The organism is uncultured Sphingomonas sp. (assembly GCF_964244265.1).
Lineage (GTDB): Bacteria > Pseudomonadota > Alphaproteobacteria > Sphingomonadales > Sphingomonadaceae > Sphingomonas.
The window spans coordinates 42,073-62,244 of sequence record NZ_CAXTHV010000020.1; the positions used below are offsets into that span (position 1 = coordinate 42,073).

The window sequence follows — 20,172 nt, forward strand, 5'->3', positions numbered from 1 at the left end:
GCGCGGGGCTTACGCCGTGGTTAGAGTTTTATCCACGGGAGGGGCGATTGGGCGGACAGATCGACGGGGCAGCGCCTATCGCGTTGCGCAAGCCTTACCTGCTGCTGCTCGCGGATATCGTTGATCCGGTGGTTGCCAAGACGGCGTTCGGGCTGCGCGACTGGCTGCCCGACGATGTGGTCGGCCAATGGCGCTTCTCGGACCGCGCGGTCGATCTCGGACTGCCGGATCTGGACCCGGAAGCGGCGGTCCGCGCCGGCGCACGCTCGGTGGTCGTCGGAGCGGCGCCGGTCGGCGGGCGGCTGCCCGCGCACTGGGTCGACGCGCTGGCGGAGGCGGCACGGGCCGGGCTCGACGTGGTCAGCGGGCTCCACGCCCGGCTCGGCGACCTGCCCGCGCTGGTGGCGGCGGCGGAGACCGGCGGAGCGGCGCTGCACGACGTGCGGCGGCCGCCCGACGACCTCCCGATCGGGACCGGGCACAAGCGGCCGGGCAAGCGGCTGCTGACGGTCGGCGCGGACTGCGCGATCGGCAAGAAATACGCCGCGCTCGCTATTGCGCGCGGGTTGCGGGCGCGCGGCGTCGCCGCCGATTTCCGCGCGACGGGCCAGACGGGGATCATGATCGCGGGCAGCGGTATCCCGATCGACTCGGTGGTGGCGGACTTTCTGGCGGGCGCGGCCGAATTGCTCTCTCCTGCCGCCGCGCCTGATCACTGGGATGTGGTGGAGGGGCAGGGATCCTTGTTCCATCCCAGCTATGCGGGCGTGGCGCTCGGGCTGATCCACGGGTCCCAGCCGGACGCGCTGGTGCTCTGCTACGACCCGGCGCGCCGGGAGATCGACGGGTGCGAAGGCTTCGCCATCCCGGATATCGCGACCGCGATCGCCAGGAACGTCGAGGCCGCGCGGCTCACCAACCCGGCGGCGCGGTGCGTCGGCCTGTCGCTGAACACCTCGCGACTGAGCGACGGTGATGCGCGCGGCCTACTGGAGGCCATGGCGGCCGAGCACGGGCTGCCCGTGATCGACCCGCTCCGCTTCGGCGTGGACGCGATCGTCGACGCGCTGATCTGACGACGATGGCGACGCGCGACCGGGCGGCCGCGCTCCTGCGATACGCGGTCGTCTGGGACAACCACGCCTGCATGCCGCTGCGGCCCGGCGACACGGCGTTTCTGGACCGGCTCGACGATGTGCGCCGCGCCGGCGTGACGGCGGTCACGCTCAATGTCGCAATGGACCCGATCCCCTGGGCGCAGACGTTCAAAATGCTCGCCACCATGCGAAGCTGGATCGCCGCACGGCCCGACAAATATGTGCTCGGCGACAGCGCCGCCTCGATCCGGGCCGCGAAGCGCGACGGCAGGCTGGCGGTCCTGTTCGACATCGAAGGCGGCGCGGCGGTCGACGATCTGCCTGATCTGGTCGAGGTCTATTATGCGCTCGGAGTCCGCTGGATGCTGATCGCCTATGATCGCTATAATCGGCTCGGGGCCGGCTGTCGGGTGAGCGACACCGGCTTGACCGCGTTCGGGCGTGCGGTGATCGACGCGATGGAGCAGGTGGGGATGCTGCTGTGCTGCTCGCACACCGGCGAGCGCACGGCTGCCGAGGCGATCGAGTATTGCCGCAATCCCGTCATCTTCTCGCATTCCAATCCGGCGGCGTTGCGCGCGCATCGGCGCAACATTCCGGATGCCTTGATCCGCGCCTGTGCGGCCAAAGGCGGGGTGATCGGGTTGGTAGGGTTCGGACCGTTCGTCAGCGACGAGCGACCCGTCCCGCTGGAGCGGCTGGCCGACATGGCCGACCATATCGCCGCGCTCGTCGGTCCCGCGCATGTCGGGCTTGGCCTGGACCAGGTTTTTGACGTGAACGAGGGCGCGCAACTGGCCAGGGATTATCCGGAATGGTTCGGCGGCTTCGCCTCGCCGGCGGATTTCCCGCCGATGCTGACATCGTCGGCCATCCCCGAACTGGTCGACATCCTGCTCACCCGCGGCTGGCGCGATGACGACGTGGAGGGGTTGCTCGGCGCCAACCTGCTGCGGGTAGCCGACCAGGTCTGGAAGTAGGGCCGCGCGTCAGCGATCGAAATTCCACCGCAATGTCGCCTGGAAGGTGCGAGGTTGCGGACGTGTGCCCTCCTTGTTGACCGCGATCGGGGAGTTGGGGAAGAGGATCGTATCCTCGTTCAGGATGTTCCTGGCGTCCAGATAAAAGCCGACCGCGCCGACCTCCACACCCACACGCAGGTTCAGATAATCCTGCCGCTCGTTGCGAAAGTTTTCCAAGGTGACGACGGTGCCGTTCGGCTGCCCTTGCCGCGTGATCGAGGCGTAGGGCGAGGAGTGCTGGTAGTCGACCCGCGCCATGCCGTACAGCCGCTCCCCGAGCGGCACGCGCGCGCTGGCGAATGCGGAGCCGGTGAACGCCGGCACGAAGTCGAAGCGCTGGCCGCGCACCACTTCCGCGTTGGTCACGTCCGACTTTATATCGTTGTAGGCCGCCGTACCGCCGATCTCGAAGCCGCCGCCGAGTCGCGCGGTGATCGAACCCTCCACGCCGTTCCCCGAGGCTTTGCCGACGTTGCGGGTTTCAGTGAGGAACACGTTGGGCGCAACGGCGACCAGGCCGTTGGCCTGACGGTCGCTATAGTCGACGTGGAAGCCGGCGACGTCGAAAAACAGGCGACCTCCGAACAGCGAGGCCTTCGTGCCGATCTCATAGTTCCACAGGCTCTCCGGGCCGAAGCTCGTGCCCGATCCGTTGAACCCGCCGCTTCGAAATCCCTTCGAGACGGTGGCATAGGTGGAGATATCATCGGTCCAGCCATAGCGGATCGAGCCGCGCGGGCTCAGCGCCCGGAAGTCCGCCTGGTTGGTCGTCGTGGCCGGGATCGTCGACGAGGTGGAGCGCCGGTCGTAATAATATCGGAGGCCGCCGCTCAAGTCGAGGCGCGGCGCCAGGCGCACCGTCAGGTCGCCGAACGCCGCAAAGGAATTGGAATTGACGGGGTCCGTTCCGACGCGCCGGGCGACCGCCGACGCTATTCCATTGAGAAAGAACGTGCGGTCGATGGCAGAGGTGTAGTTTCGATAGAACACCCCACCGACGTATTTGACCGGACCGTCACCGTTCGAGCTGACCCTCAGTTCCTGGCTGAACTGATGGTAGCGCGTGCTGAAGACGGCGAGGAACGGCGTGAACGGCGCGCTGAAGGTCAGCCCGCGCGTCTGGTAGCTGGATGACGACAGCAAAGTCCCGGGGCCGAAGTCGTAGGACAGGATGCCGTTGACGAGATGGCTGGTGTCCGACGCCGGGTAGAGCGAGGTCCGGCCCGGACGGGTGTATCGATCGGCGGTGCCGCTGATGCCGTCGGTATCGCTCTTCTGATCGTAATATTGGTAGAGCAGGCTGATCCGCAGCCGGTCGAGTTGGGCGAGCAGCTTGGGCCTGATAAACACGCGGCGCTGCTTGTTGGCATCCTCCACCCCGGCGGCGGGGTAGTCGATCCACCCCGGAAGTCGGTCGTAGCCGCCGGACACGCGCAGCCCGACCCGATCGGTGACGAGTGGCACCCCGATCGCACCGTCGATGCCATAGCCGTTGCTGCCATGCTCGACCGTGCTCGCCTTCGCTTCCACAAACCCGCCGATCTGGGTCAGGCTCGGATCGCGCGTGATGTAGCGGATCGTACCCGCGATCGAACCCTCGCCGAACAGCGTGCCCTGCGGCCCCCGCAGCACCTCGATGCGCGCGATGTCCACCAGCGGGAAGGTCGGATCGCGCTGTTGCTGGTCCACCGTCACGCCGACCTCGTCGACGTAGATGCCGACGATCGGCAGCCCGGTGCCGGCACCGGGATTGATGCCGCGCAGGGTGGTCTTGTTCGCGCCCGGAGACAGTTCCTGGATGTTCAGCCCTGGTATCGAATATTGCAGATCCTTGATGTCGATGGAGCCGCGGTCCTGGATCTCGGCCTGGCCGATAGCGGTGATGGCGAACGGCACGTCCGTGATCCGTTCCTCGCGCTTCCCGGCGGTCACGATGATGTCCCGCTGATTGCCGGTTTGGTCGTCGGTCGCCGGTGGCGTCGTCTTGCCAGTCCCGGCCTCCCCTTGCGCATCCGCCCGGACCTGCGCCTGAGCGACAGCGGGCGCCGAGGTCCCCAGCATGGCAGCGATAAGCAGTAACCGTCGCGACATCATTTTCCCCCTTCCCCAACCTCATTGACTGTTGGTTATAATTTTATAGCTTGATGGATAATTTCCTATCCGTCAACGGACAGGGCGCGGTTGTGTCCTTGTGCGATATTCCGCCTAGCCATGCGCCGCGCCACGGCGTCGGTGTCTTCGCCTGTCAGCGCTGACTCGGCGAGCACCTCGGCGGCCGTGTCGTGCAGCCGCGCAATCAGGGCGTCGCCATTGCCGTCGCCGACCTCGCGCGCGATACCGTCGATGACCGCGCCCGCTGAGGCGAGGAAATCGGGGACATAGCTTATCCCGCGCGCGACCAGCGTCGGCAGCGCGCCTGAGTCTCCAAGCTGGTTGTTCGCGCCGCCGCAGACGCCCCACGCCCTCATTGCTCCCGCCGCCGCGGTGGTGATTACGCCGCCGGTCGCGCATGGCGAGACCACGTCGACCGGCGCCTGCAGGATCGCGCCGGCGCCGACCGCTTCGCCGCCGACCTCGCGGGCGAGCCGTTCCGCGGCTCCGGCATCGACGTCGGCGACGACCAGCGTCGCTCCCGCCGCGGCCAGCAACCGTGCGACCCCCGACCCGATCAGCCCGCAACCCTGGACGGCGACGCTCAGCCCCGTGATCTCGCGCCCGCGATGCGCCGCCAGCGCGCGGATGCAATTGACGACGCCCTCGCCCGTGGCCTCGCCGAGGCGCGCGCCGGTGGTGTTGACGTAGCGCGTCCGCTCGGCCGCGCGCAGCAGGTCTTCCTGACGGGTGCCGAGGTCGCCAGCCGCCCGGTACAGCCCGCCAAGCGACTCGATGAATTCGCCCAGCCGGCCGAACGCCGCCGCCCGGTCCAGTCCGGGATGGTCGAGCACGACGGTCTTGCCGCCTCCCGCCGGCAGCCCCGCGATGGCGCATTTGAGCGTCATCGCCGCGGCGAGGCGCTGCGCGTCCGCGAGCGCCTCGCCGACACCGGAATAGCGCATGGTCCGGATGCCCCCGCAGGCCGGCCCGAGTGTCAGGTCGTCAAGCGCGACCAGCGCCTTCAGGCCGGACGCCGGGTCGCTCAACGCGAGCACGCGGGCGGCGGCCACCACCGCCATGTCGTCGAACAGGTCAGGCAAGGGCGGTCTCCCGTCGCGGCAACGTCTTGCCGGGGTTCATGATGTCGTCGGGATCCAGCGACGCCTTGATCGCCAGCATCACGTCGACCGCCGGCCCGTGCTCTTCGACCAGCAGCGGGATACGGTGCAGCCCAATGCCGTGCTCCCCCGTCGCTGTGCCCCCCGCCGCGATAGCGAGGCGCGCGATTTCGGTGGCGAGCGCGTCGGCCCTGGTCCGCTCGTCGGGCCGGTACAGCACCATCATGTGGAAGTTCCCGTCGCCGACATGCCCGACGATCGGACAGGTGAACCCGCTTTCCGCCGCGGCCTGCTCCGCCGCGGCGATGATCGCCGGTAGGGCGGAGATCGGCACGCAAGCGTCGGTCGACAGGCTGTCGTATCCGGGCTTCAGCGCGCGCGCCGCCCAGAACGCGTCATGCCGGGCGGTCCAGAGCCGCGTTCGATCCTCCTGCCGCTCCGCCCAGCGCGGCTCGGTGCCGCCGAAGCTCCTGAGCAGCTCGCTCATCATGGTCCGCTGCTCCGCGACGGCGGCGGGCGAGCCGTGAAGCTCGAAGAACAGCGTTGGCGCCGCCGAAAGGTCGTCGAGCCGCGAATAGGCGATGCAGGCCGCGATCTGGGTCCGGTCGAGAAATTCGATTCGGGCGATCGGCAGGCCGATCTGGAGGACCGCGGTGACCGCCTCCACCGCGTGCTCGACGGCATCGAACTGGCAAACCCCCGCCACGATCACCTCCGGTATGCCGAACAGTCGCAACTGCACCTCGGTGATGATGCCCAGCGTTCCCTCCGAACCGACATAGAGCCGCGTCAAATCGTATCCCGAGCTCGACTTGCGCGCCCGGCCGCCGGTGCGGATCACCTCGCCTTTGGGCGTGACCACCGTCAGCCCAAGGGTCACGTCGCGCATGGTGCCATAGCGAACCGCGTTGGTGCCGCTCGCCCGGGTCGCCGCCATCCCGCCCAGGGTTGCGTTGGCGCCCGGGTCCAACGGGAAAAACAATCCCTGATCGCGGATATGGGCGTTGAGCGCCTCGCGCGTCACGCCGGCCTCCACGCGAGCGTCGAGGTCCGACGCGTTCACCTGGAGGATGCGGTCGAGCCCGGACAGGTTGAGCGTCACGCCGCCATGGACCGCCTGAACATGTCCCTCGAGCGAGGTTCCGACCCCGAACGGAACGACCGGTACGCGGTGTTCGGCGCACAGCCGCACCACGTCGGCGACCTCCTCGGCGCTGGTCGGGAAGACGACCGCATCGGGCGGATGCGGGTCGCGCACGCCCTCACCCGCGCCGTGTGCCGCCCGCACCGCCTCGGTCGTCGCGAGCCGCTCGCCGAACCGCCCAGCAAGCAGCGGCAACAGCGGCTGGACGGAGCCGTAGCCGCTCACGCGTTCTCGTATCGGCGCGGATCGAGCTTGCGCAGCACGCCGTCGATACCGGGCTTGTTGAAACCCTTGTAGCCGTCGTTTCGCTCGATGTTCTCGAGATGGGCGGCGATCGCGCCGTTGAGTCGGACCTTCTCCCCCTCCTCCTCGCTCATGTGCCCGCCCGCCACGAGGGCGTCGACGCGCGCCGGGTCGACCGCGGCCCAGTCGCCTTCGGTCAGCTCCTGGTAAAGGTGCGGGAAGTCGGAGAACGGCTGCATCATCTTGAGGCCTTCCGCCGCCAGCTGGGCGCGCAGCGTGCGTTGCTCGTACAGGCCCGCGACGTGGTTGAGGCCCCCTTCAAGCAGCGATTCGCCGTGCAGGATCGACAGGACGCCCGCGCGCCGATGCCGGTCCAGCGGTGGCAGCGCGACATGCGCGAAGTCGATGTCGACTTCCTCCGGCGCGAGATCGACGTCGGCGAAGATCGTCGATCCGATCGCCGGCTGCTCGAGGATCTGCGATCCCCAGCCCGCCAGCGCGCCGGCGTACAGCATCTCGCGAAGCTCGTAGCCGAGCTTTTCCAGCAGGCGGATGCTGCGGCGGAAATGCGCGCGCGAGCCATCATAGGTGTGGTGGTCGATGTTGGACCAGCCGATGCCGGCCGCGTCCTGACGCGCCTTCTGCAGCCGGCCGGCCGGACAGCGGGTCATCCAATAGTCGCGCTCGGCCTTCAGCCACAGGTCGCATGCCCAGTCCGGACCGATCGCGGCAACGGCCGCGTCGACCAGCGCCTCGATATGGTCGAGGCCTTGCTCGACGCTGTCGAATTGCCGGCGGCGGGTGCGGAAACGCTGCTGCGTAATCCGTGCCTTCCGGATCGACGCGTCGTCGACTTCCGGCAGCTCATATCCCCTGAATCCGTTGCGTTCGACACCGCCAACCTGCACGCTGCCGGCCCGGAAAAGCACTGTGCGACGGTAAGGGCCATAGGCCTTGCCTTCGATCGGTGCGTCGATCGCCGTCGCGCGGAGCAGCTGTTCAACCGACTCGACGCGGAAGAACAGTCCGTCCTCGCCCACTCGGCGCACGAAACCGGGAAAGTGCCCGCGGGAATGCTCCCATACGCCATCATGCTGTGCGACCCAGCCGTGCGCCTCGATGGCGCGCATGGTGTCGTCGTCGTCAAACGTGAGGTGGTCGGCGATGTCGCGCAGCCGTACTCCGCAGGCGGCGAGCAGCCGGTCCGCATAGTCGCCCGCCACCTGGACCGCCGCCAGGCGACGGCCGATCTCACGCAGCAGCAGCTCCTCTGCGTCGGGCTGGCGCTCCCATTCGAAAACAGGCCTGGTTGCCACGAAGCTCTCCTTCCCGACCAATTTATCGCCGCCGGCGCTCGCATGCTTGTTGCTTCGGCGCGCAATCCGTGCGGATATCGGCACAATGGCACGGCTTTTCGGCGCGGCTGACCTCGTCCTGCTGGAGGCGCTCTTCGACGCGCTTCCCGACAGTCCCTTCTTCGTCAAGGACACGGCGCTGCGCTATGTCGCGGCCAACCGGGCCATGGCGCGCCTGTGCGGGGCGCCGCGCCCCGATGCGCTTATCGGGCGTACGGTCGGCGATTTCTTCCCCAGGCAATTGGCGATCCACTACGAGGCGCTCGATCGGCAGGTATTCGCCACAGGTCGTGCGATCACGAGCAGGCTCGACCTGTCGCGCGCCAACAGGATCCGTCCCGCCTGGCTCATCTTCTCGCGGATACCGGTGCGCGACGCGGCCGGCCGCATCATCGGAGTCGCGGCCTCGGCTCGGCGGCTCGATCGGCCTGACCGACGCCACCCCGTCTACCAGCGGCTCGCCGCCGCCGCCGAGCGCATTCGCGCCGATCCGGCGCGGCCGCTCGCGCTGAGCCGCCTCGCTGCCGGCGCCGGCGTATCGCGCTCCCAGTTCGACCGGGACTTCCGCCGCGTGTTCGGCGTGAGCCCGCAGGCGTTCCATGCGCAGGCGCGCATCGAACACGCCCTCTTCCTGCTCAGGGGCGATGCCAGGGTCTGCGATGTTGCGCAGGCATGCGGATTCAGCGACCAGAGCGCCTTTTCCCGCCGGTTCCGGGCGCTGATCGGGATGAGTCCGCGCGCCTGGCGGGCGATGGCGGCTGGCGAGGCCGCGGACGAGACGGCATGATGCGGCAGCGGGTTTCCACAGGCGAAGAAAGGATCGGCGGTGAGTTTGAAGCTGGAGCAGTGGAGCCGCACCTGGCCGCTGTCGGAGCCGTTCGTAACGTCGAACGCGGTGGACGTGGACGTGCCCACGGTGCAGGTCCGGCTGACGGACGGCGACGGCGTGTGGGGACGCGGCGAGGCGGTCGGCGTGCCATATGCGGGCGAGACCCCGGTGACGATGGGCGCCCAGATCGAACGCGTCCGGTCGGACGTCGAACGCGGCATCAGCCGCAACGACCTCCTCCAGCTCCTTCCCGCGGGCGGCGCGCGCCATGCCGTGGACGCGGCGTTATGGGATCTGGAAGCGAAGCGCGACGGGGTGTCGCCGTTCGCGTGTGCCGGCGTGCTTGCCGCGCCCGTCGACAGCGACTGCACGATCGGCATTCGCTCGCTCGCAGACTATGAACGAACTGCGCGACGGCTTTCGGGATACCGGACGCTAAAGGTGAAGGTCGGTGGCGGCGAGGCCGTCGCGGCCGTGGCGGCGGTCCGCCGGGGCGCCCCCTCGGCCCGGCTTATCGTCGATCCCAATCAGGCCTGGACGGTCGACCAAGTCAAGGCCTGGTCTCCCCGGCTGGCCGAGCTGGGGACGGTGCTGCTGGAGCAACCGGTCCCGGTGGGCGCGGAAGGCGGGCTTGACGGCTGGACCGGGCCGGTGCCGCTGGCGGCGGACGAGCTGGTGGACGACGTCGCCGACCTCGACAAGGCCGCCGGCCGGTTCCAGGTGATCAACATCAAGCTGGACAAAGCGGGCGGACTGACCGCGGCGCTGCGCCTGGCCGATGCCGCCGAGCAGCGCGGGTTCGGTCTGATGGTGGGATGCATGAACGGCTCGAGCCTGTCGATGGCGCCGGCAATGGTGCTGGCGCAGCGATGCCGGTTCGTGGATCTGGACGGCCCCTTGGCGCAATCGGAGGATTGGGACTGCGCCTTCGTCTACCGGGATGGCCGGGTCGCCGAGCCTCACCAGCCCCAGCTGTGGGGCTGACATCGTCAGGCCATCGGCGAAAGATATGGGACAAGGGCGGTCACGAACGTTTCGATCGTCTCGTCGCGCAGACCGGCGACGTTGACGCGGCCTGAAGCAGGCAGGTAGATCGCGTGCCGTTCGCGCAAGTCCATCACGCTGGCGGGATCGATCGGCAGCAGGGCGAATAAACCCTGCTGCCGCGCGATCGGCGACAGCGCCGGGTGAGCGGCGCCGAGCCGTGCGCGCACGGCGCCGATGCGGTCGCGCATGCCGGCGAGCTCCGCACGCCAGTCGGCCGCCAACGCCGGGTCTTCCAGGATCGTCCGGACGGCCGCGGCGCCATGGTCCGGCGGCATCGACCAGAGGCTGCGGGCCAGCGTCAGCAGCGTGTCGCGCACGGCCAGCGACGTCGCGGCACCGGCCGACTGGACCCACAGCGCACCGACGCGCTCGCGGTACAGGCCGAAATTCTTGTCGCAACTGTAGGCGACCAGGGCTTCCGGCACGGCGGCCAGCATCTTGCGAGCACCGGCGGCGTCCTCCACCAGGCCGTCGCCGAGCCCCTGGTAGGCGAGGTCGATCAGCGGCACGAGCCTGCGCGCGGCGACGAGATCGGCGAGCGCGCGCCACTGCGCGGCGGAAAAGGCAGCGCCGGTCGGGTTGTGGCAGCATCCGTGCAGGAGCACGATGTCGCCGGCCGACGCCGCGGCCAGCCCGTCCAGGACGCCGTCGAAATCGATGTCGCCCAGCGCGCGATCGAAATACGCATGCTCGCGCACCGCCAGCCCCGCCGCGCGGAAGATCGGACCATGGTTCGGCCAGGTGGGGTTCCCCATCCATATCGTCGATCCGGGACGGCTCATGGCGACCAGCTCGGCGGCGAGCCTGAGCGCACCGGTGCCGCCGGGAGTCTGGATCCCGGTGATCCGCCCGTCCCGCGCCAAGGGTTCGCCCAGCGCGATGTCGGCGATCAGGTCGGTGAAGGCCTGGTCGCCCTCTGCCCCCAGATAACCCTTGCTCGACTGGCTGGCGAGGAGCCTGGCTTCGGCGGCCTTGACCGCCCGCATGACCGGCGTCGCGCCGGCAACGTCGCGGTAGACGCCGACGCCCACGTCGATCTTGTCGGGCCGCGGGTCGGCGCGGTGCATGGCGATGACGGCGAGCAGCGCGTCCGGCTGCTGGCGCTCCAGGCTGCCGAACAGCGCCGGCGCGGCCGGGCGATCCGGCATCGCGGTCACGCCGCGATCCGGCTGCGCGCATAGGCCTGCGTGCCGCGCGTGTAGACCATGTCGGTCGGCAGGACCGTCTCGATCTCGATGTCCGGCTCGCTTTCGAGTTCGGCATAGAGCGGACTGAAATCGGTGTTCAGCGTCTGATCGAGCAGATCCTCGAAGCTGTCGATGACGAAATAATTCTGCTGGAAGTCGTCGATGCGGTATTTGGTCCGCATCAGCCGCTTCAGGTCGAACCCGATCCGGTTGGGCGACGGGTCGTCCAGCGCGAACACCGATTCCGCATAGGAGGAGACGATGCCGGCGCCGTAAAGCTTCAGCTCCTCGTCCGAGCGGACGAGCCCGAACTCGACCGTATACCAGTACAGCCGCGACAGGCGGTCGATAGCCCCCATCGCCGCGGCGCGCTGCCCGCCCTTGCCATAGGCCTGCATATAGTCGGCAAAGACCGGGTTCGCGAGCAGCGGCACGTGGCCGAAGACATCGTGAAAGACGTCGGGCTCCTGGAGATAGTCGAGCTCGTGCGGCTTGCGGATGAAGTTGCCCGAAACGAACCTGCGGTTGGCGAGGTGGTCGAAGAAGACGTCGTTGGGCACGAGCCCGGGCACCGCCACGACCTGCCAACCGGTTGCTTTCGTCAGCCGGTCGGACAGTTCCTCGAATTCGGGAATGCCGGGCCTGGACAGGCGGAGGACATCCAATCCCGCCATGAACTCAGGTGTAACCCGGCCCGGCAGCATGGCGACCTGTCGCTCGAACAGCATGTCCCAGGTCGCGTGCTCTTCCGGCGTGTAGGAGTTCCAGCCCTGCGGGATAGTCCAGTCGGCGGCGGCCCCCTCGGGGCGGATCGGATCTGCTTCAGTCATATGAAGACGATTGCAGAAATACTGGAAACTCGCATGTCATTTTTTGTGTTTAAAACAGTGTTCTGTGAGAAGGTTTGGCATTGATCGTGGATTTGGTGAAACAACCCATTCAGATGGATGGTGTCGACCGGCGCATCGTTGAGCAGCTGCAACGCGACGGCTCGCTCAGCAGCGCGGAGCTGGCGAAGACAGTGGGCGCATCCCCGGCCTCGACGTGGCGCAGGATCAAGGCGCTCGAGGCGGCCGGCGTGCTCGGGCGCACGGTCCGGCTGGTCGACGCGGAGGCGGTCGGGCGCGGCGTGAACGTGCTGTGCAGCATCCGGATACGCAGCCACGCGGCGGAACACCGCAACGCGTTCGAACAGTTCATCGACGGGCGGCCCGAAGTGATGGAATGCTATTCGATGTCGGGCGACTGGGACTATCTGCTGCGCATCGTCGCTGCGGATGTCGCCGACTACAACCGGTTCCTGATGAGCACTTTGCTGCCCCATCCTTCGGTCGCGGCCGGTTCGTCGCGCTTCGTGCTTGCGGTGACCAAATACACGACGGTGCTGCCGCTTTGACGGCGCGCCTCGGCCGATGCGTGAGGAACAGCGGCTATTCCAGTACGACCTCGTCATGCGTCGTCCCGGCGGGGACCATCGGGTAGCATTTCTCGACATGGGCGACTTGGCAGTCGACGAGCACCGGCCCTGGCGTATCAAGCATCGCCGCGATCACCGGAGCGATCGCTGACGTGGCTATACCTTGGCTTCAAGAGGGAGCAACTGTGGGGAACGCGCAAGCGTTGGCGGCAATTTATGCCGTTTTTCGGTCAAGTTGGTCCGGATCTCGCCTCCGCACTTGCCGACACCCCATTGATGTGCCCGTGCTTTTGCTCGACCATGTCGGCGAGCAACACACCGCATATTGAGTCCGGCCGAGTTGACCAGCAGGCTGACCGTGCCGAACGCCTGTTCCGCTGCGTCGAACAGGGCGGTTACCGCTGCCTCATCACCGACATCGGTCTGCCGCGATCGCGCGATCCTGATCGCCGATCGAGGCGCAGACGCGCCGTGCCGCGGCATCGTACCTGTAATAGGTGATGACAACGCGCGCGCCGGCATCGCCCAGCGCCTCGGCGCATGCCGCACCGATGCCGGATTTACCGCCTGTCACGATCGCCACCTGGTCATCAGACATCACGTCGTCGCCGAGGGAAAGGTCGGCATCAGTCGGTAAGAGTGATACACATGGCAAGGTGCTTGCTGTCGCCTGGGGCGATCTCGATGATCCCCGGCTTGTCACGAATGTCGCCGCTATAGCCGACCGGGTCGGAAAAGCCCTGCCAGGGCTCGATAGAGACAAATCCGGCGCCCGGCTTGGTCATGATTGCTCTTTTGGCTTCGCGATAATATCTGCGGGGACGTCTGTTCCTCGAACCGCCAACGGCGAATCAGAGCCGTTAGTTCCGCCAATGCCGAGCCCCTAATTGCTGAGGCTGCCACTGGTGCCCGCGCGACAGGTAGCGACAAACGCCCGCTTGTGATCCGCCCGAAACGGGCATAGCGGCACGCAACTGATGTAACCTGTATCGTTGGTGCGCATGGCCCGACCCGAACCCAGTCTGCTCGTTTCTATCCACGATGTCTCGCCGAAGTTCGAAGGCGCGGTCGACCGGCTTGCCGATCTCGTCTCTGCCGGGATGACCGATGGCCCGCGCTACGCGATGCTGGTCGTGCCCGATCACTGGGGCGACGCACCGATTCGTGGCGGCACGCCATTCGCCGCCCGCCTGCGCGCCTGGTCGGACGCGGGAGTCGACATGTTCGTGCATGGCTGGTTCCATTTGGACAAAAGCGAGCACACGAGCGCGCGGGCCCAGTTCAAAGCCAAGCGGATGACCGCGGGAGAGGGTGAGTTTCTCGGGCTCGACCACGCTACGGCGCGCGCCAGGATGGCGAACGGGCGCAAGCTCGTCGAGGACATTATCGGACGACCCGCGACCGGATTCATCGCACCTGCGTGGCTATATGGCGACGGCGCGATGCGGGCGTTGAGCGATGAAGGCTTCGCCCTTGCCGAGGATCATATGAAAGTGTGGCGGCCGGAGACGAGCGACGTCGTGGCGAAGGGGCCAGTGATCACGTGGGCCAGCCGCAGCCGGTGGCGGATCGCGTCGTCGCTGGCGGTCGCGTCGCTGGCACGTGCGGCGCTGCCACGGCGGCCGTGGATGCGGGTCGCCGTTCATCCTGGAGACACCAGCGTCCCTGCACTGACCGACAGTATCGCGCGGACGATCGGCACGCTATCGCGCGGCGCGCGTTTCGCCCGGTATCGCGAGCTTGTGGCCGCCACAGGCGCGTGAGGCGGCGGCGGACTGTTTGAACGGGGGAAGGGAAAAGACGGAAGGCAGGAAGGCAGCCGACGCATGGGTGAAATGTCACAAACTGCGCGTGCGTTGCACGTTACCACGGTTGCCGACTGGGCAAGGGATGCGAGCGATCGCGTCGCGGCGCCGTGGATCCGTCGGGCTGGACCGCTGCTCTCGTTCGCGATCCTGCTGGTCGTGGCCAAGGCGCTGGGGCAGCGCGATCTGGTCGCATTATGGCACATGACGCCGGCGACGCCATGGTTCTGGGCGGGCATCGTGGTGTTCCTGTCGATCCAACCGGTTGCGGATTTCCTGATCTTTCGCGGGTTGTGGCCATTGCCCTGGGCAGGGCTGGGCGCGTTGTACAGAAAGTCGGCATCAAACGAGCTCCTATTCGGATATTCAGGCGAGCTGCAATTCTATCTGTGGGCGCGACGGCGTGCGGCGGTGCCGGGGTCACCGTTCGGGGCAGTACGCGATGTCGCAGTGTTGTCGGCGCTGGCCGGCAACGTGGTGACGATTGCACTGCTGCTCGCAGCCATCGCATTGCCCGGGCCGCTCGAGTTCGGGGCGATGGGACCGCACGTGCTGTGGTCGGCGGTGTTGCTGGTCGCGTCGTCGATGGCAGTGATGCTGTTCCGGCAGCGGTTGCTTGCGATGGATCGCGCCCAGTTCTGGCGAATCGGCGTGATCCACTTGCTGCGCTCACTGGCGATGACCGCGATGATCGGGCTGCTATGGTCGATGGTGGTGCCGGATGTCTCGGCGGGATGGTGGCTGTTGCTCGCAGCTGGGCGGCAGTTCGTTACCCGCCTGCCGTTCCTGCCCAACAAGGACGTGGTGTTCGCGGGGCTGGCAGCGGGAATGCTGCACGGCGCACCCGATATTGCCAACACGGTGGCGCTGGTGGCTGGCGTGATCTTCGTCGGGCAAATCGTGATCGGCGCAGCGCTGGCGATGGCCGACCTCGCGCGCGAGACGGCGGACATGGAGGCGCTGTAATGCGCATCGTCGACGTCTGTGCCTTTTATACGCCGGCGGGCGGCGGGGTCAGGACCTATGTCGAGCGCAAGCTGAAAGCGGTGCCGGCCGCAGGGCACGAGGTCGTCATCCTTGCGCCCGGGCCCGAGGACCGGATCGAGGAAGTAGCGCCGGGCGCCGTCATAGCGACGATCGCCGCGCCGCCATTTCCGCTTGATCGCGACTATCACTATTTCGACGACCAGGAACGGCTCCACGCTGCACTCGACCGGTGGCGGCCGGACCTGGTCGAGGTCGCCTCGCCGTGGACGAGCGCCGCGATGGTCGGGCGCTGGCCCGGGAAAGCGCCCCGCGCGCTGATCATGCATTGCGACTTCCTGTCGGCCTATCCGTATCGCTGGCTTCAGGGCCTGTTCCCGATCGAGATGATCGACCGGCGGATGGAGTGGTACTGGCGCCATCTGAGGCGGCTGGACGAGCGGTTCGATTTCGTGGTGAGCGCGAGCAACGACCTGACGCTTCGGCTGCGCGCCGGAGGCGTGGGCAAAGCTCAGACGATTCCGATGGGGGTGCAGCCGGGCGTCTTCTCGCCCAGTCTGCGCGATGCCGGGTTGCGGGCAGAGATGCTTGCGCAATGCGGATTGCCGTCCGAGGCGACATTGCTGATCGGTCTTGGCCGGCTAGCGGCCGAGAAACGCTGGCCAATGATCTGTGAGGCTGTCCTCGCAGCGGGGTCGGCGCATGCGGTGGGGCTGGTCCTGTTCGGCGCCGGGCGAGATCGCGCGCGGGTGATCCGAGCAACGCGGGGGTCGCCACACATAACGATTGCGCCGGCGATGGCCGATCGTGCGCGGCTGGCGGCGATGCTGGCGAGTGCCGACGCGGTAATACACGGATGCGAGGCCGAGACCTTCTGTATGGTGGCCGCTGAAGGAGCGGCGAGCGGGCTGCCGCTGATTCTTCCCGATCGTGGAGGGGCAGCAGATCACCACCGGCCAGGACAAGGATTGCGTTACGCGGCGTGCGATGTGCGCGATCTGACGCAACGCCTCACGGCATTTCTCGCGGACGCGCCCGACGAACATCGCCGCCGTGCCGCGTCGAGTGCATCTTCGATCCGCACTATGGACGAGCATTTCGACGAACTCCTCGCCTTGTACGAGAGCCATGGCGCGCGCGTTGCGGCCTGACCCCGCCGATTGGTGCGCAGGTGATGATCCCCGGCCGGTATCGATATTAGGGGCCGGACTCACTGCCGATACCATAAGCCAAGGCCCCCTTTTTCCGCCACCTGCGCAACGGTCGACCGTGATGCAGCTGCTGTCGATGAACAACCGGCCCGGCGCATCGCCGGCCCCCGCCGGCGCGCTGAAGTCCGCACATACGGTCGTTACGCGGTCTTTTGCAGACGGATATTCGGTAGATCGTGCACGATCAGGCGGCATCTGACTTTTCGAAGGCGAGTCTCAGTTTTCAGGCACCATCAATGTCACTAGATTACCGGTGCGGGCATCGAAGACTAATTCAGCCTTCGAAAAAGTCGCAATCCTCGTACCACGCGGCCCAGACATCGCGAACCGTCCGGCTACCTCAGCCAGTAAAACCGGCGTCGCACCAGGCAATCCGAGATCGAGTGCGTCTAGGCGATCACTAGCGGCGCGTGCGCTTAAAAGCTCAACTCGTCCCAACCTTGCGCCCCGCACGTCGATTCGACCGAGCATTGTCTGAGACGCCAGGAATGCGGCGATCTGAGACCGGGAGCGCTCAGCACTGGTAAAAGGACCCTGTAACGCGGCGGTGCCGGCGGCATCCGGACCACGCTCTGCCAGTGATTTGACCCGCTCCAACGAGAGTGGCCGAGGCGCAGGCCCATTGTTCGGCGATGGAACGGGTATCTGCTTTTCGCAACAAGCGGTCACAAAGCCTCCGCCCGAAACATTGGCGGGGAAGAAAAGCCAACCTCCCAGAGGCGGGTTATCGTTGCTCACTACCCCGCTCGTTGATCGATTTACCAGCGCCCCCGGAGCCGCAAATTGGTTCGACGAAAGCGAGACTTGCGAAAGCCGGAACAATTCCGCATCGGCCGCGGAGCCCTTCGAGCCCGCCAACTCCTGACCGATCGTCTGGGTCGTCGCGATCATCGAATTTTTGGTAGACTTGCCGGAATGGAGGACCACGGCATTGAGATTGGCTTGCGCAACGACCACGTAAAAGCTCGTCGAATTTGCACCTTGGGAGGTATCTTTCACTATCAAGAACTGTAGATCGTCAGTGACGCCGTTGATCGCTCCCAACCAATGAAAACTGAAGCCGTGTCCGGGTCGGACATCAGCCCAGAAAAAGTCCGTGTTCTTACGCCCAGTTCCGCGGATAAAACCGACTTCTACCCAGCATGCGCCAAACTGATTGGTTCGGCATTTGGGTGAATTCATGTCAGCGAGCCACATTTCATCGTCAACGAAACCGTCGCAGCCGTTGCACTGAAGCTTTAGCGGCCAAACGACGGTTGACGCGGCAAATATTTCGCTGGCGTCCGTCCAGCGGACCTGTCCGTAGCAGTGGACGCCGCCGCCTGACGTGCCACAAGAGTAGCTCGAGGCGTGCGCACCGGAAGGGCTCAGGCCGACAATAACCAATATAAGAAAGGTAGCCATAGCGACTGAGATTTTGCCAAACAAAGCCATTACCGCCTCCTAGATAAGACCTGGGATCGCTGGGACTGGTCTTTTAAGTTGCGTCAAGCTTCACCAGGCTTGGCATCACCCACGTCCATGCGGCGATGAATACTGCCGCGATAGCTTGACAGTGAGTCACGTCGTTTTCGGTGGCTGCCGCCGAGAATGTGTGGAGAAGAGCAAGATCTGCCGTAGACGCAACCCACAAAATGAAGGCGACCGCCGACACCATCACCGCCAACCAGTTCGTCGAGTTTGTTTGTGTCGAGTGGTACGCCGCTGCTCGCACCACGACCAGCGATACGACCGCCACCAGCGCTCCTACGACCGGGCTGATCGGCGCCTTCGATGCGAGCGTGTACAGTGTCACGGCTTCCGCCGGAAACATCGTCATCAACTTCGCCAAATAGGGCGGGTCGCTTGCGGCGGACTGTTTCGGCGCTGGCGCGGCAGGCCCGGGTGCCGGTGCCAGAGGGACAGACGGCAGCGGCGGCGAATAAATGCGGGGTATATCATTCATTTGAAAACCCCTTCATGAGCAGCGCGCCCTGCAAGGCTGGGGCCGAGGCCGTCAACTTGTTCAGAAAACCCTTGATCTCTGGTATTTTGGTAACGGTTTCCAGTGCATCACCGCCATTGTTGGCGGCATCATAGATTGGTTGTTGAGAAGGAGCGTCGTTTGGCGCTGCTGCGTCTGCAACGCGGCTGCCTTCATCGCTCCAATGCTTGGGATTGTCGTAGAATGGGGACGTGTCGCCATATCGAGGCGACGTGAGAAAACTGGCAAGCCGATCAGCATAAAACGCGAGAAGGCGTGAAAACCCGTCGCGTTCGGCGTCAGAAAAGTCACCTCTTTCCGCCAATGCCGACAGCTTGTCTCGGAAGGCGCTCCCCGATCGAATGGTTTCTGCGAGTGTCGCCATCAGATAACTCCCCAGGCGGTTGCAGCATCGACGGTAAGCTTGAGCGCCTTGAAGATGCGCTCTTCGTTGATCCTTGATTCTTGAGTCCGCTGCTCGGGACTCAGATCGCCGCGCAATAGCTTGCCAAGGCCACCGTTTGCTGCCGCTAGCGCATCAACGGCCTCCTCAAATGAATCTGCTACCTTTTTTATACTCGCCTGTTCGAACTCGGCCTGTTGGATGAGCTTAAGAAACGCCCTTCGCGCTTCAAAACCGAGACCGTTTCGTTCGTTAATATCGGCGCGACGTAGGGAGCTCGTTTCGATTTCCGCGTAAGCCCGCGTTGTGGCGCTGTTCCAGTCGACAATTTCTTCTTTAAGGCTGTCTAGGATGGCGTCGATGTCAGCTGCACGTTTTCGATAAACGCTGCCAACATCTTTCGCGCGGCTTGCTTCATCTGCCAGATCGACAAAGAACTGGGCAAGCGCAGTCGCTGTTTTGGCCTGCTTTGTTTCCAGATTTGGTATAGCTGGAAGTACATCAGGAAGCACGGCATCCGTAAGCGCCTTTGCGTCCGCAGCCTTTTGCGCTGCCGACGCAAGAACGGCGCTGACGTCGGTCTTCGGGCGGTCGGCAATCGCTTTGAGCGCAGCGGCGTATTCGGCAACGGCGCCGATCATGAGCACCGTTGGCTTAAGCCGATCCCCACTGACACTCGTGAAATGTAAGAGTTTCGTGCGGTAGCCGACAAGCTGTTGGTCTTTATCGCTCGCACACAATGGCGGCAGCGGCGCCCCCCTAATTGGCGGCCCTGATGGAACGAAAACATAAATCTCATCGACGGGCGGGCAATTAGGATCGCTGGCGATCAACGTGAAAAGCGCGTCCTGCCGATGTATCTTTATCGAGTCCAGAGCCGCGTTGGCCTGCGTAACAACAGCATTCGCCGTCAATGTAACCCTGTTGGTACCTTCCAGTCGCAGGGCATTGATGGCGCAGCCAGAGGCGCTCAAAAGTAGAACAGGTGCAATGAACCGCAAACCAAGTGGTCGCATGTCGTACTCCCGTGCGATTGTACTACAGGCAACCGGCGGCAGCGATGAGCAACTTGCGAATCGGCGCCTGGCTTGCAGGCCCAACCGATAACTGTTTTGCAGTCTAGTCAACGACTTTCATGTTCATTTCGACTTGATCTAATTGACCCCCTGATCAAATACGTTGCCTGCGGCCTTGCGCTCTAGAGCGGTTTTAAGCTGATTTGAATCGTGAGGGGATTCACAAGAGCGTGGTTT

20 protein-coding genes are annotated in these 20,172 nt (G+C 65.6%); 9 read left to right on the forward strand and 11 right to left on the reverse strand.

What is annotated here, in order from left to right:
- Nucleotides 1-47 precede the first annotated feature (47 nt).
- Nucleotides 48-1,076 (forward strand): DUF1611 domain-containing protein, encoded by a 1,029-nt coding sequence (locus ACFE7K_RS09845; RefSeq protein ID WP_375398013.1) that lies wholly within the window; start codon nucleotides 48-50, stop codon nucleotides 1,074-1,076.
- A 5-nt stretch (nucleotides 1,077-1,081) separates the two neighbouring features.
- Complete coding sequence (locus ACFE7K_RS09850; RefSeq protein ID WP_375398014.1) at nucleotides 1,082-2,077, forward strand: dipeptidase; 996 nt, start codon at nucleotides 1,082-1,084, stop codon at nucleotides 2,075-2,077.
- Between the two features lie 9 nt (nucleotides 2,078-2,086).
- Here the strand turns inward: ACFE7K_RS09850 and ACFE7K_RS09855 are convergent, their stop codons facing one another.
- From ACFE7K_RS09855 to ACFE7K_RS09870, 4 genes are all read right to left on the reverse strand, one after another.
- Complete coding sequence (locus tag ACFE7K_RS09855) at nucleotides 2,087-4,180, reverse strand: TonB-dependent receptor (RefSeq protein ID WP_375398015.1); 2,094 nt, start codon at nucleotides 4,178-4,180, stop codon at nucleotides 2,087-2,089.
- Nucleotides 4,181-4,275: 95 nt separating this feature from the next.
- Nucleotides 4,276-5,313 (reverse strand): Glu/Leu/Phe/Val dehydrogenase dimerization domain-containing protein, encoded by a 1,038-nt coding sequence (locus ACFE7K_RS09860; protein ID WP_375398016.1) that lies wholly within the window; start codon nucleotides 5,311-5,313, stop codon nucleotides 4,276-4,278.
- The gene (locus ACFE7K_RS09865; protein ID WP_375398017.1) at nucleotides 5,306-6,700 is read right to left on the reverse strand and encodes an FAD-binding oxidoreductase; all 1,395 of its coding nucleotides are present in this window, start codon (nucleotides 6,698-6,700) and stop codon (nucleotides 5,306-5,308) included. The genes ACFE7K_RS09860 and ACFE7K_RS09865 overlap by 8 nt, the downstream gene beginning before the upstream one ends.
- On the reverse strand, nucleotides 6,697-8,055 hold the full coding sequence (locus ACFE7K_RS09870; protein ID WP_375398018.1) for a hypothetical protein: 1,359 nt from the start codon (nucleotides 8,053-8,055) through the stop codon (nucleotides 6,697-6,699). The genes ACFE7K_RS09865 and ACFE7K_RS09870 overlap by 4 nt, the downstream gene beginning before the upstream one ends.
- Before the next feature lie 64 nt (nucleotides 8,056-8,119).
- Between ACFE7K_RS09870 and ACFE7K_RS09875 the strand changes: the two genes are divergently transcribed.
- Complete coding sequence (locus ACFE7K_RS09875) at nucleotides 8,120-8,860, forward strand: helix-turn-helix domain-containing protein (protein ID WP_375398019.1); 741 nt, start codon at nucleotides 8,120-8,122, stop codon at nucleotides 8,858-8,860.
- Between the two features lie 39 nt (nucleotides 8,861-8,899).
- The gene (locus tag ACFE7K_RS09880; RefSeq protein ID WP_375398020.1) at nucleotides 8,900-9,886 is read left to right on the forward strand and encodes an enolase C-terminal domain-like protein; all 987 of its coding nucleotides are present in this window, start codon (nucleotides 8,900-8,902) and stop codon (nucleotides 9,884-9,886) included.
- 5 nt (nucleotides 9,887-9,891) lie between these two features.
- On the opposite strand, the gene ACFE7K_RS09885 is transcribed toward ACFE7K_RS09880, so the two are convergent.
- Both ACFE7K_RS09885 and phhA read right to left on the reverse strand, forming a co-directional pair.
- Nucleotides 9,892-11,097: an amino acid aminotransferase gene (locus ACFE7K_RS09885; RefSeq protein WP_375398033.1), complete on the reverse strand. Its 1,206-nt coding sequence runs from the start codon at nucleotides 11,095-11,097 to the stop codon at nucleotides 9,892-9,894.
- Between the two features lie 5 nt (nucleotides 11,098-11,102).
- A complete protein-coding gene (gene phhA / locus ACFE7K_RS09890) occupies nucleotides 11,103-11,966 on the reverse strand; it encodes a phenylalanine 4-monooxygenase (protein ID WP_375398021.1) in 864 nt (287 codons plus the stop codon).
- Between the two features lie 113 nt (nucleotides 11,967-12,079).
- Between phhA and ACFE7K_RS09895 the strand changes: the two genes are divergently transcribed.
- Nucleotides 12,080-12,532, forward strand: a complete 453-nt coding sequence (locus ACFE7K_RS09895; protein WP_375398034.1) for an Lrp/AsnC family transcriptional regulator — start codon at nucleotides 12,080-12,082, stop codon at nucleotides 12,530-12,532.
- Nucleotides 12,533-12,962: 430 nt separating this feature from the next.
- Here the strand turns inward: ACFE7K_RS09895 and ACFE7K_RS09900 are convergent, their stop codons facing one another.
- Entirely contained in the window at nucleotides 12,963-13,151 is a 189-nt protein-coding gene (locus ACFE7K_RS09900) for an SDR family NAD(P)-dependent oxidoreductase (protein WP_375398022.1), read from the reverse strand.
- A 28-nt stretch (nucleotides 13,152-13,179) separates the two neighbouring features.
- Nucleotides 13,180-13,338 (reverse strand): hypothetical protein, encoded by a 159-nt coding sequence (locus ACFE7K_RS09905; RefSeq protein WP_375398023.1) that lies wholly within the window; start codon nucleotides 13,336-13,338, stop codon nucleotides 13,180-13,182.
- Between the two features lie 216 nt (nucleotides 13,339-13,554).
- Here ACFE7K_RS09905 and ACFE7K_RS09910 point away from each other — a divergent pair, with 216 nt between their 5' ends.
- The 3 genes from ACFE7K_RS09910 (at nucleotide 13,555) to ACFE7K_RS09920 (ending at nucleotide 16,493) form a co-directional block, all read left to right on the forward strand.
- Entirely contained in the window at nucleotides 13,555-14,316 is a 762-nt protein-coding gene (locus ACFE7K_RS09910) for a DUF2334 domain-containing protein (RefSeq protein WP_375398024.1), read from the forward strand.
- Nucleotides 14,317-14,388: 72 nt separating this feature from the next.
- Entirely contained in the window at nucleotides 14,389-15,324 is a 936-nt protein-coding gene (locus tag ACFE7K_RS09915) for a hypothetical protein (protein ID WP_375398025.1), read from the forward strand.
- The gene (locus ACFE7K_RS09920; RefSeq protein WP_375398026.1) at nucleotides 15,324-16,493 is read left to right on the forward strand and encodes a glycosyltransferase; all 1,170 of its coding nucleotides are present in this window, start codon (nucleotides 15,324-15,326) and stop codon (nucleotides 16,491-16,493) included. The genes ACFE7K_RS09915 and ACFE7K_RS09920 overlap by 1 nt, the downstream gene beginning before the upstream one ends.
- Before the next feature lie 276 nt (nucleotides 16,494-16,769).
- Here ACFE7K_RS09920 and ACFE7K_RS09925 read toward each other — a convergent pair whose 3' ends face one another.
- A complete protein-coding gene (locus tag ACFE7K_RS09925) occupies nucleotides 16,770-17,987 on the reverse strand; it encodes a hypothetical protein (RefSeq protein ID WP_375398027.1) in 1,218 nt (405 codons plus the stop codon).
- A 200-nt stretch (nucleotides 17,988-18,187) separates the two neighbouring features.
- Here ACFE7K_RS09925 and ACFE7K_RS09930 point away from each other — a divergent pair, with 200 nt between their 5' ends.
- A complete protein-coding gene (locus ACFE7K_RS09930) occupies nucleotides 18,188-18,388 on the forward strand; it encodes a hypothetical protein (RefSeq protein ID WP_375398028.1) in 201 nt (66 codons plus the stop codon).
- A 102-nt stretch (nucleotides 18,389-18,490) separates the two neighbouring features.
- On the opposite strand, the gene ACFE7K_RS09935 is transcribed toward ACFE7K_RS09930, so the two are convergent.
- On the reverse strand, nucleotides 18,491-18,901 hold the full coding sequence (locus ACFE7K_RS09935) for a hypothetical protein (RefSeq protein ID WP_375398029.1): 411 nt from the start codon (nucleotides 18,899-18,901) through the stop codon (nucleotides 18,491-18,493).
- On the reverse strand, nucleotides 18,901-19,935 hold the full coding sequence (locus ACFE7K_RS09940) for a hypothetical protein (protein WP_375398030.1): 1,035 nt from the start codon (nucleotides 19,933-19,935) through the stop codon (nucleotides 18,901-18,903). Before ACFE7K_RS09940 ends, ACFE7K_RS09935 begins: the two co-directional genes overlap by 1 nt.
- Nucleotides 19,936-20,172: the final 237 nt, after the last annotated feature.

What these genes read in the sequence shown, in the direction of transcription:
- ACFE7K_RS09910 (WP_375398024.1), top strand. Translation starts at nt 13,555, where the DNA reads ATGGCCCGACCCGAACCCAGTCTGCTCGTTTCTATCCACGATGTCTCG.
- ACFE7K_RS09885 (WP_375398033.1), bottom strand. Translation starts at nt 11,097, where the DNA reads ATGCCGGATCGCCCGGCCGCGCCGGCGCTGTTCGGCAGCCTGGAGCGC.
- ACFE7K_RS09940 (WP_375398030.1), bottom strand. Translation starts at nt 19,935, where the DNA reads ATGCGACCACTTGGTTTGCGGTTCATTGCACCTGTTCTACTTTTGAGC.
- ACFE7K_RS09920 (WP_375398026.1), top strand. Translation starts at nt 15,324, where the DNA reads ATGCGCATCGTCGACGTCTGTGCCTTTTATACGCCGGCGGGCGGCGGG.
- ACFE7K_RS09930 (WP_375398028.1), top strand. Translation starts at nt 18,188, where the DNA reads ATGAAGGCGACCGCCGACACCATCACCGCCAACCAGTTCGTCGAGTTT.
- ACFE7K_RS09900 (WP_375398022.1), bottom strand. Translation starts at nt 13,151, where the DNA reads ATGTCTGATGACCAGGTGGCGATCGTGACAGGCGGTAAATCCGGCATC.
- phhA (WP_375398021.1), bottom strand. Translation starts at nt 11,966, where the DNA reads ATGACTGAAGCAGATCCGATCCGCCCCGAGGGGGCCGCCGCCGACTGG.
- ACFE7K_RS09875 (WP_375398019.1), top strand. Translation starts at nt 8,120, where the DNA reads ATGGCACGGCTTTTCGGCGCGGCTGACCTCGTCCTGCTGGAGGCGCTC.
- ACFE7K_RS09915 (WP_375398025.1), top strand. Translation starts at nt 14,389, where the DNA reads ATGTCACAAACTGCGCGTGCGTTGCACGTTACCACGGTTGCCGACTGG.
- ACFE7K_RS09850 (WP_375398014.1), top strand. Translation starts at nt 1,082, where the DNA reads ATGGCGACGCGCGACCGGGCGGCCGCGCTCCTGCGATACGCGGTCGTC.
- ACFE7K_RS09905 (WP_375398023.1), bottom strand. Translation starts at nt 13,338, where the DNA reads ATGACCAAGCCGGGCGCCGGATTTGTCTCTATCGAGCCCTGGCAGGGC.
- ACFE7K_RS09935 (WP_375398029.1), bottom strand. Translation starts at nt 18,901, where the DNA reads ATGGCGACACTCGCAGAAACCATTCGATCGGGGAGCGCCTTCCGAGAC.
- ACFE7K_RS09855 (WP_375398015.1), bottom strand. Translation starts at nt 4,180, where the DNA reads ATGCTGGGGACCTCGGCGCCCGCTGTCGCTCAGGCGCAGGTCCGGGCG.
- ACFE7K_RS09925 (WP_375398027.1), bottom strand. Translation starts at nt 17,987, where the DNA reads ATGGCTTTGTTTGGCAAAATCTCAGTCGCTATGGCTACCTTTCTTATA.
- ACFE7K_RS09895 (WP_375398034.1), top strand. Translation starts at nt 12,080, where the DNA reads ATGGATGGTGTCGACCGGCGCATCGTTGAGCAGCTGCAACGCGACGGC.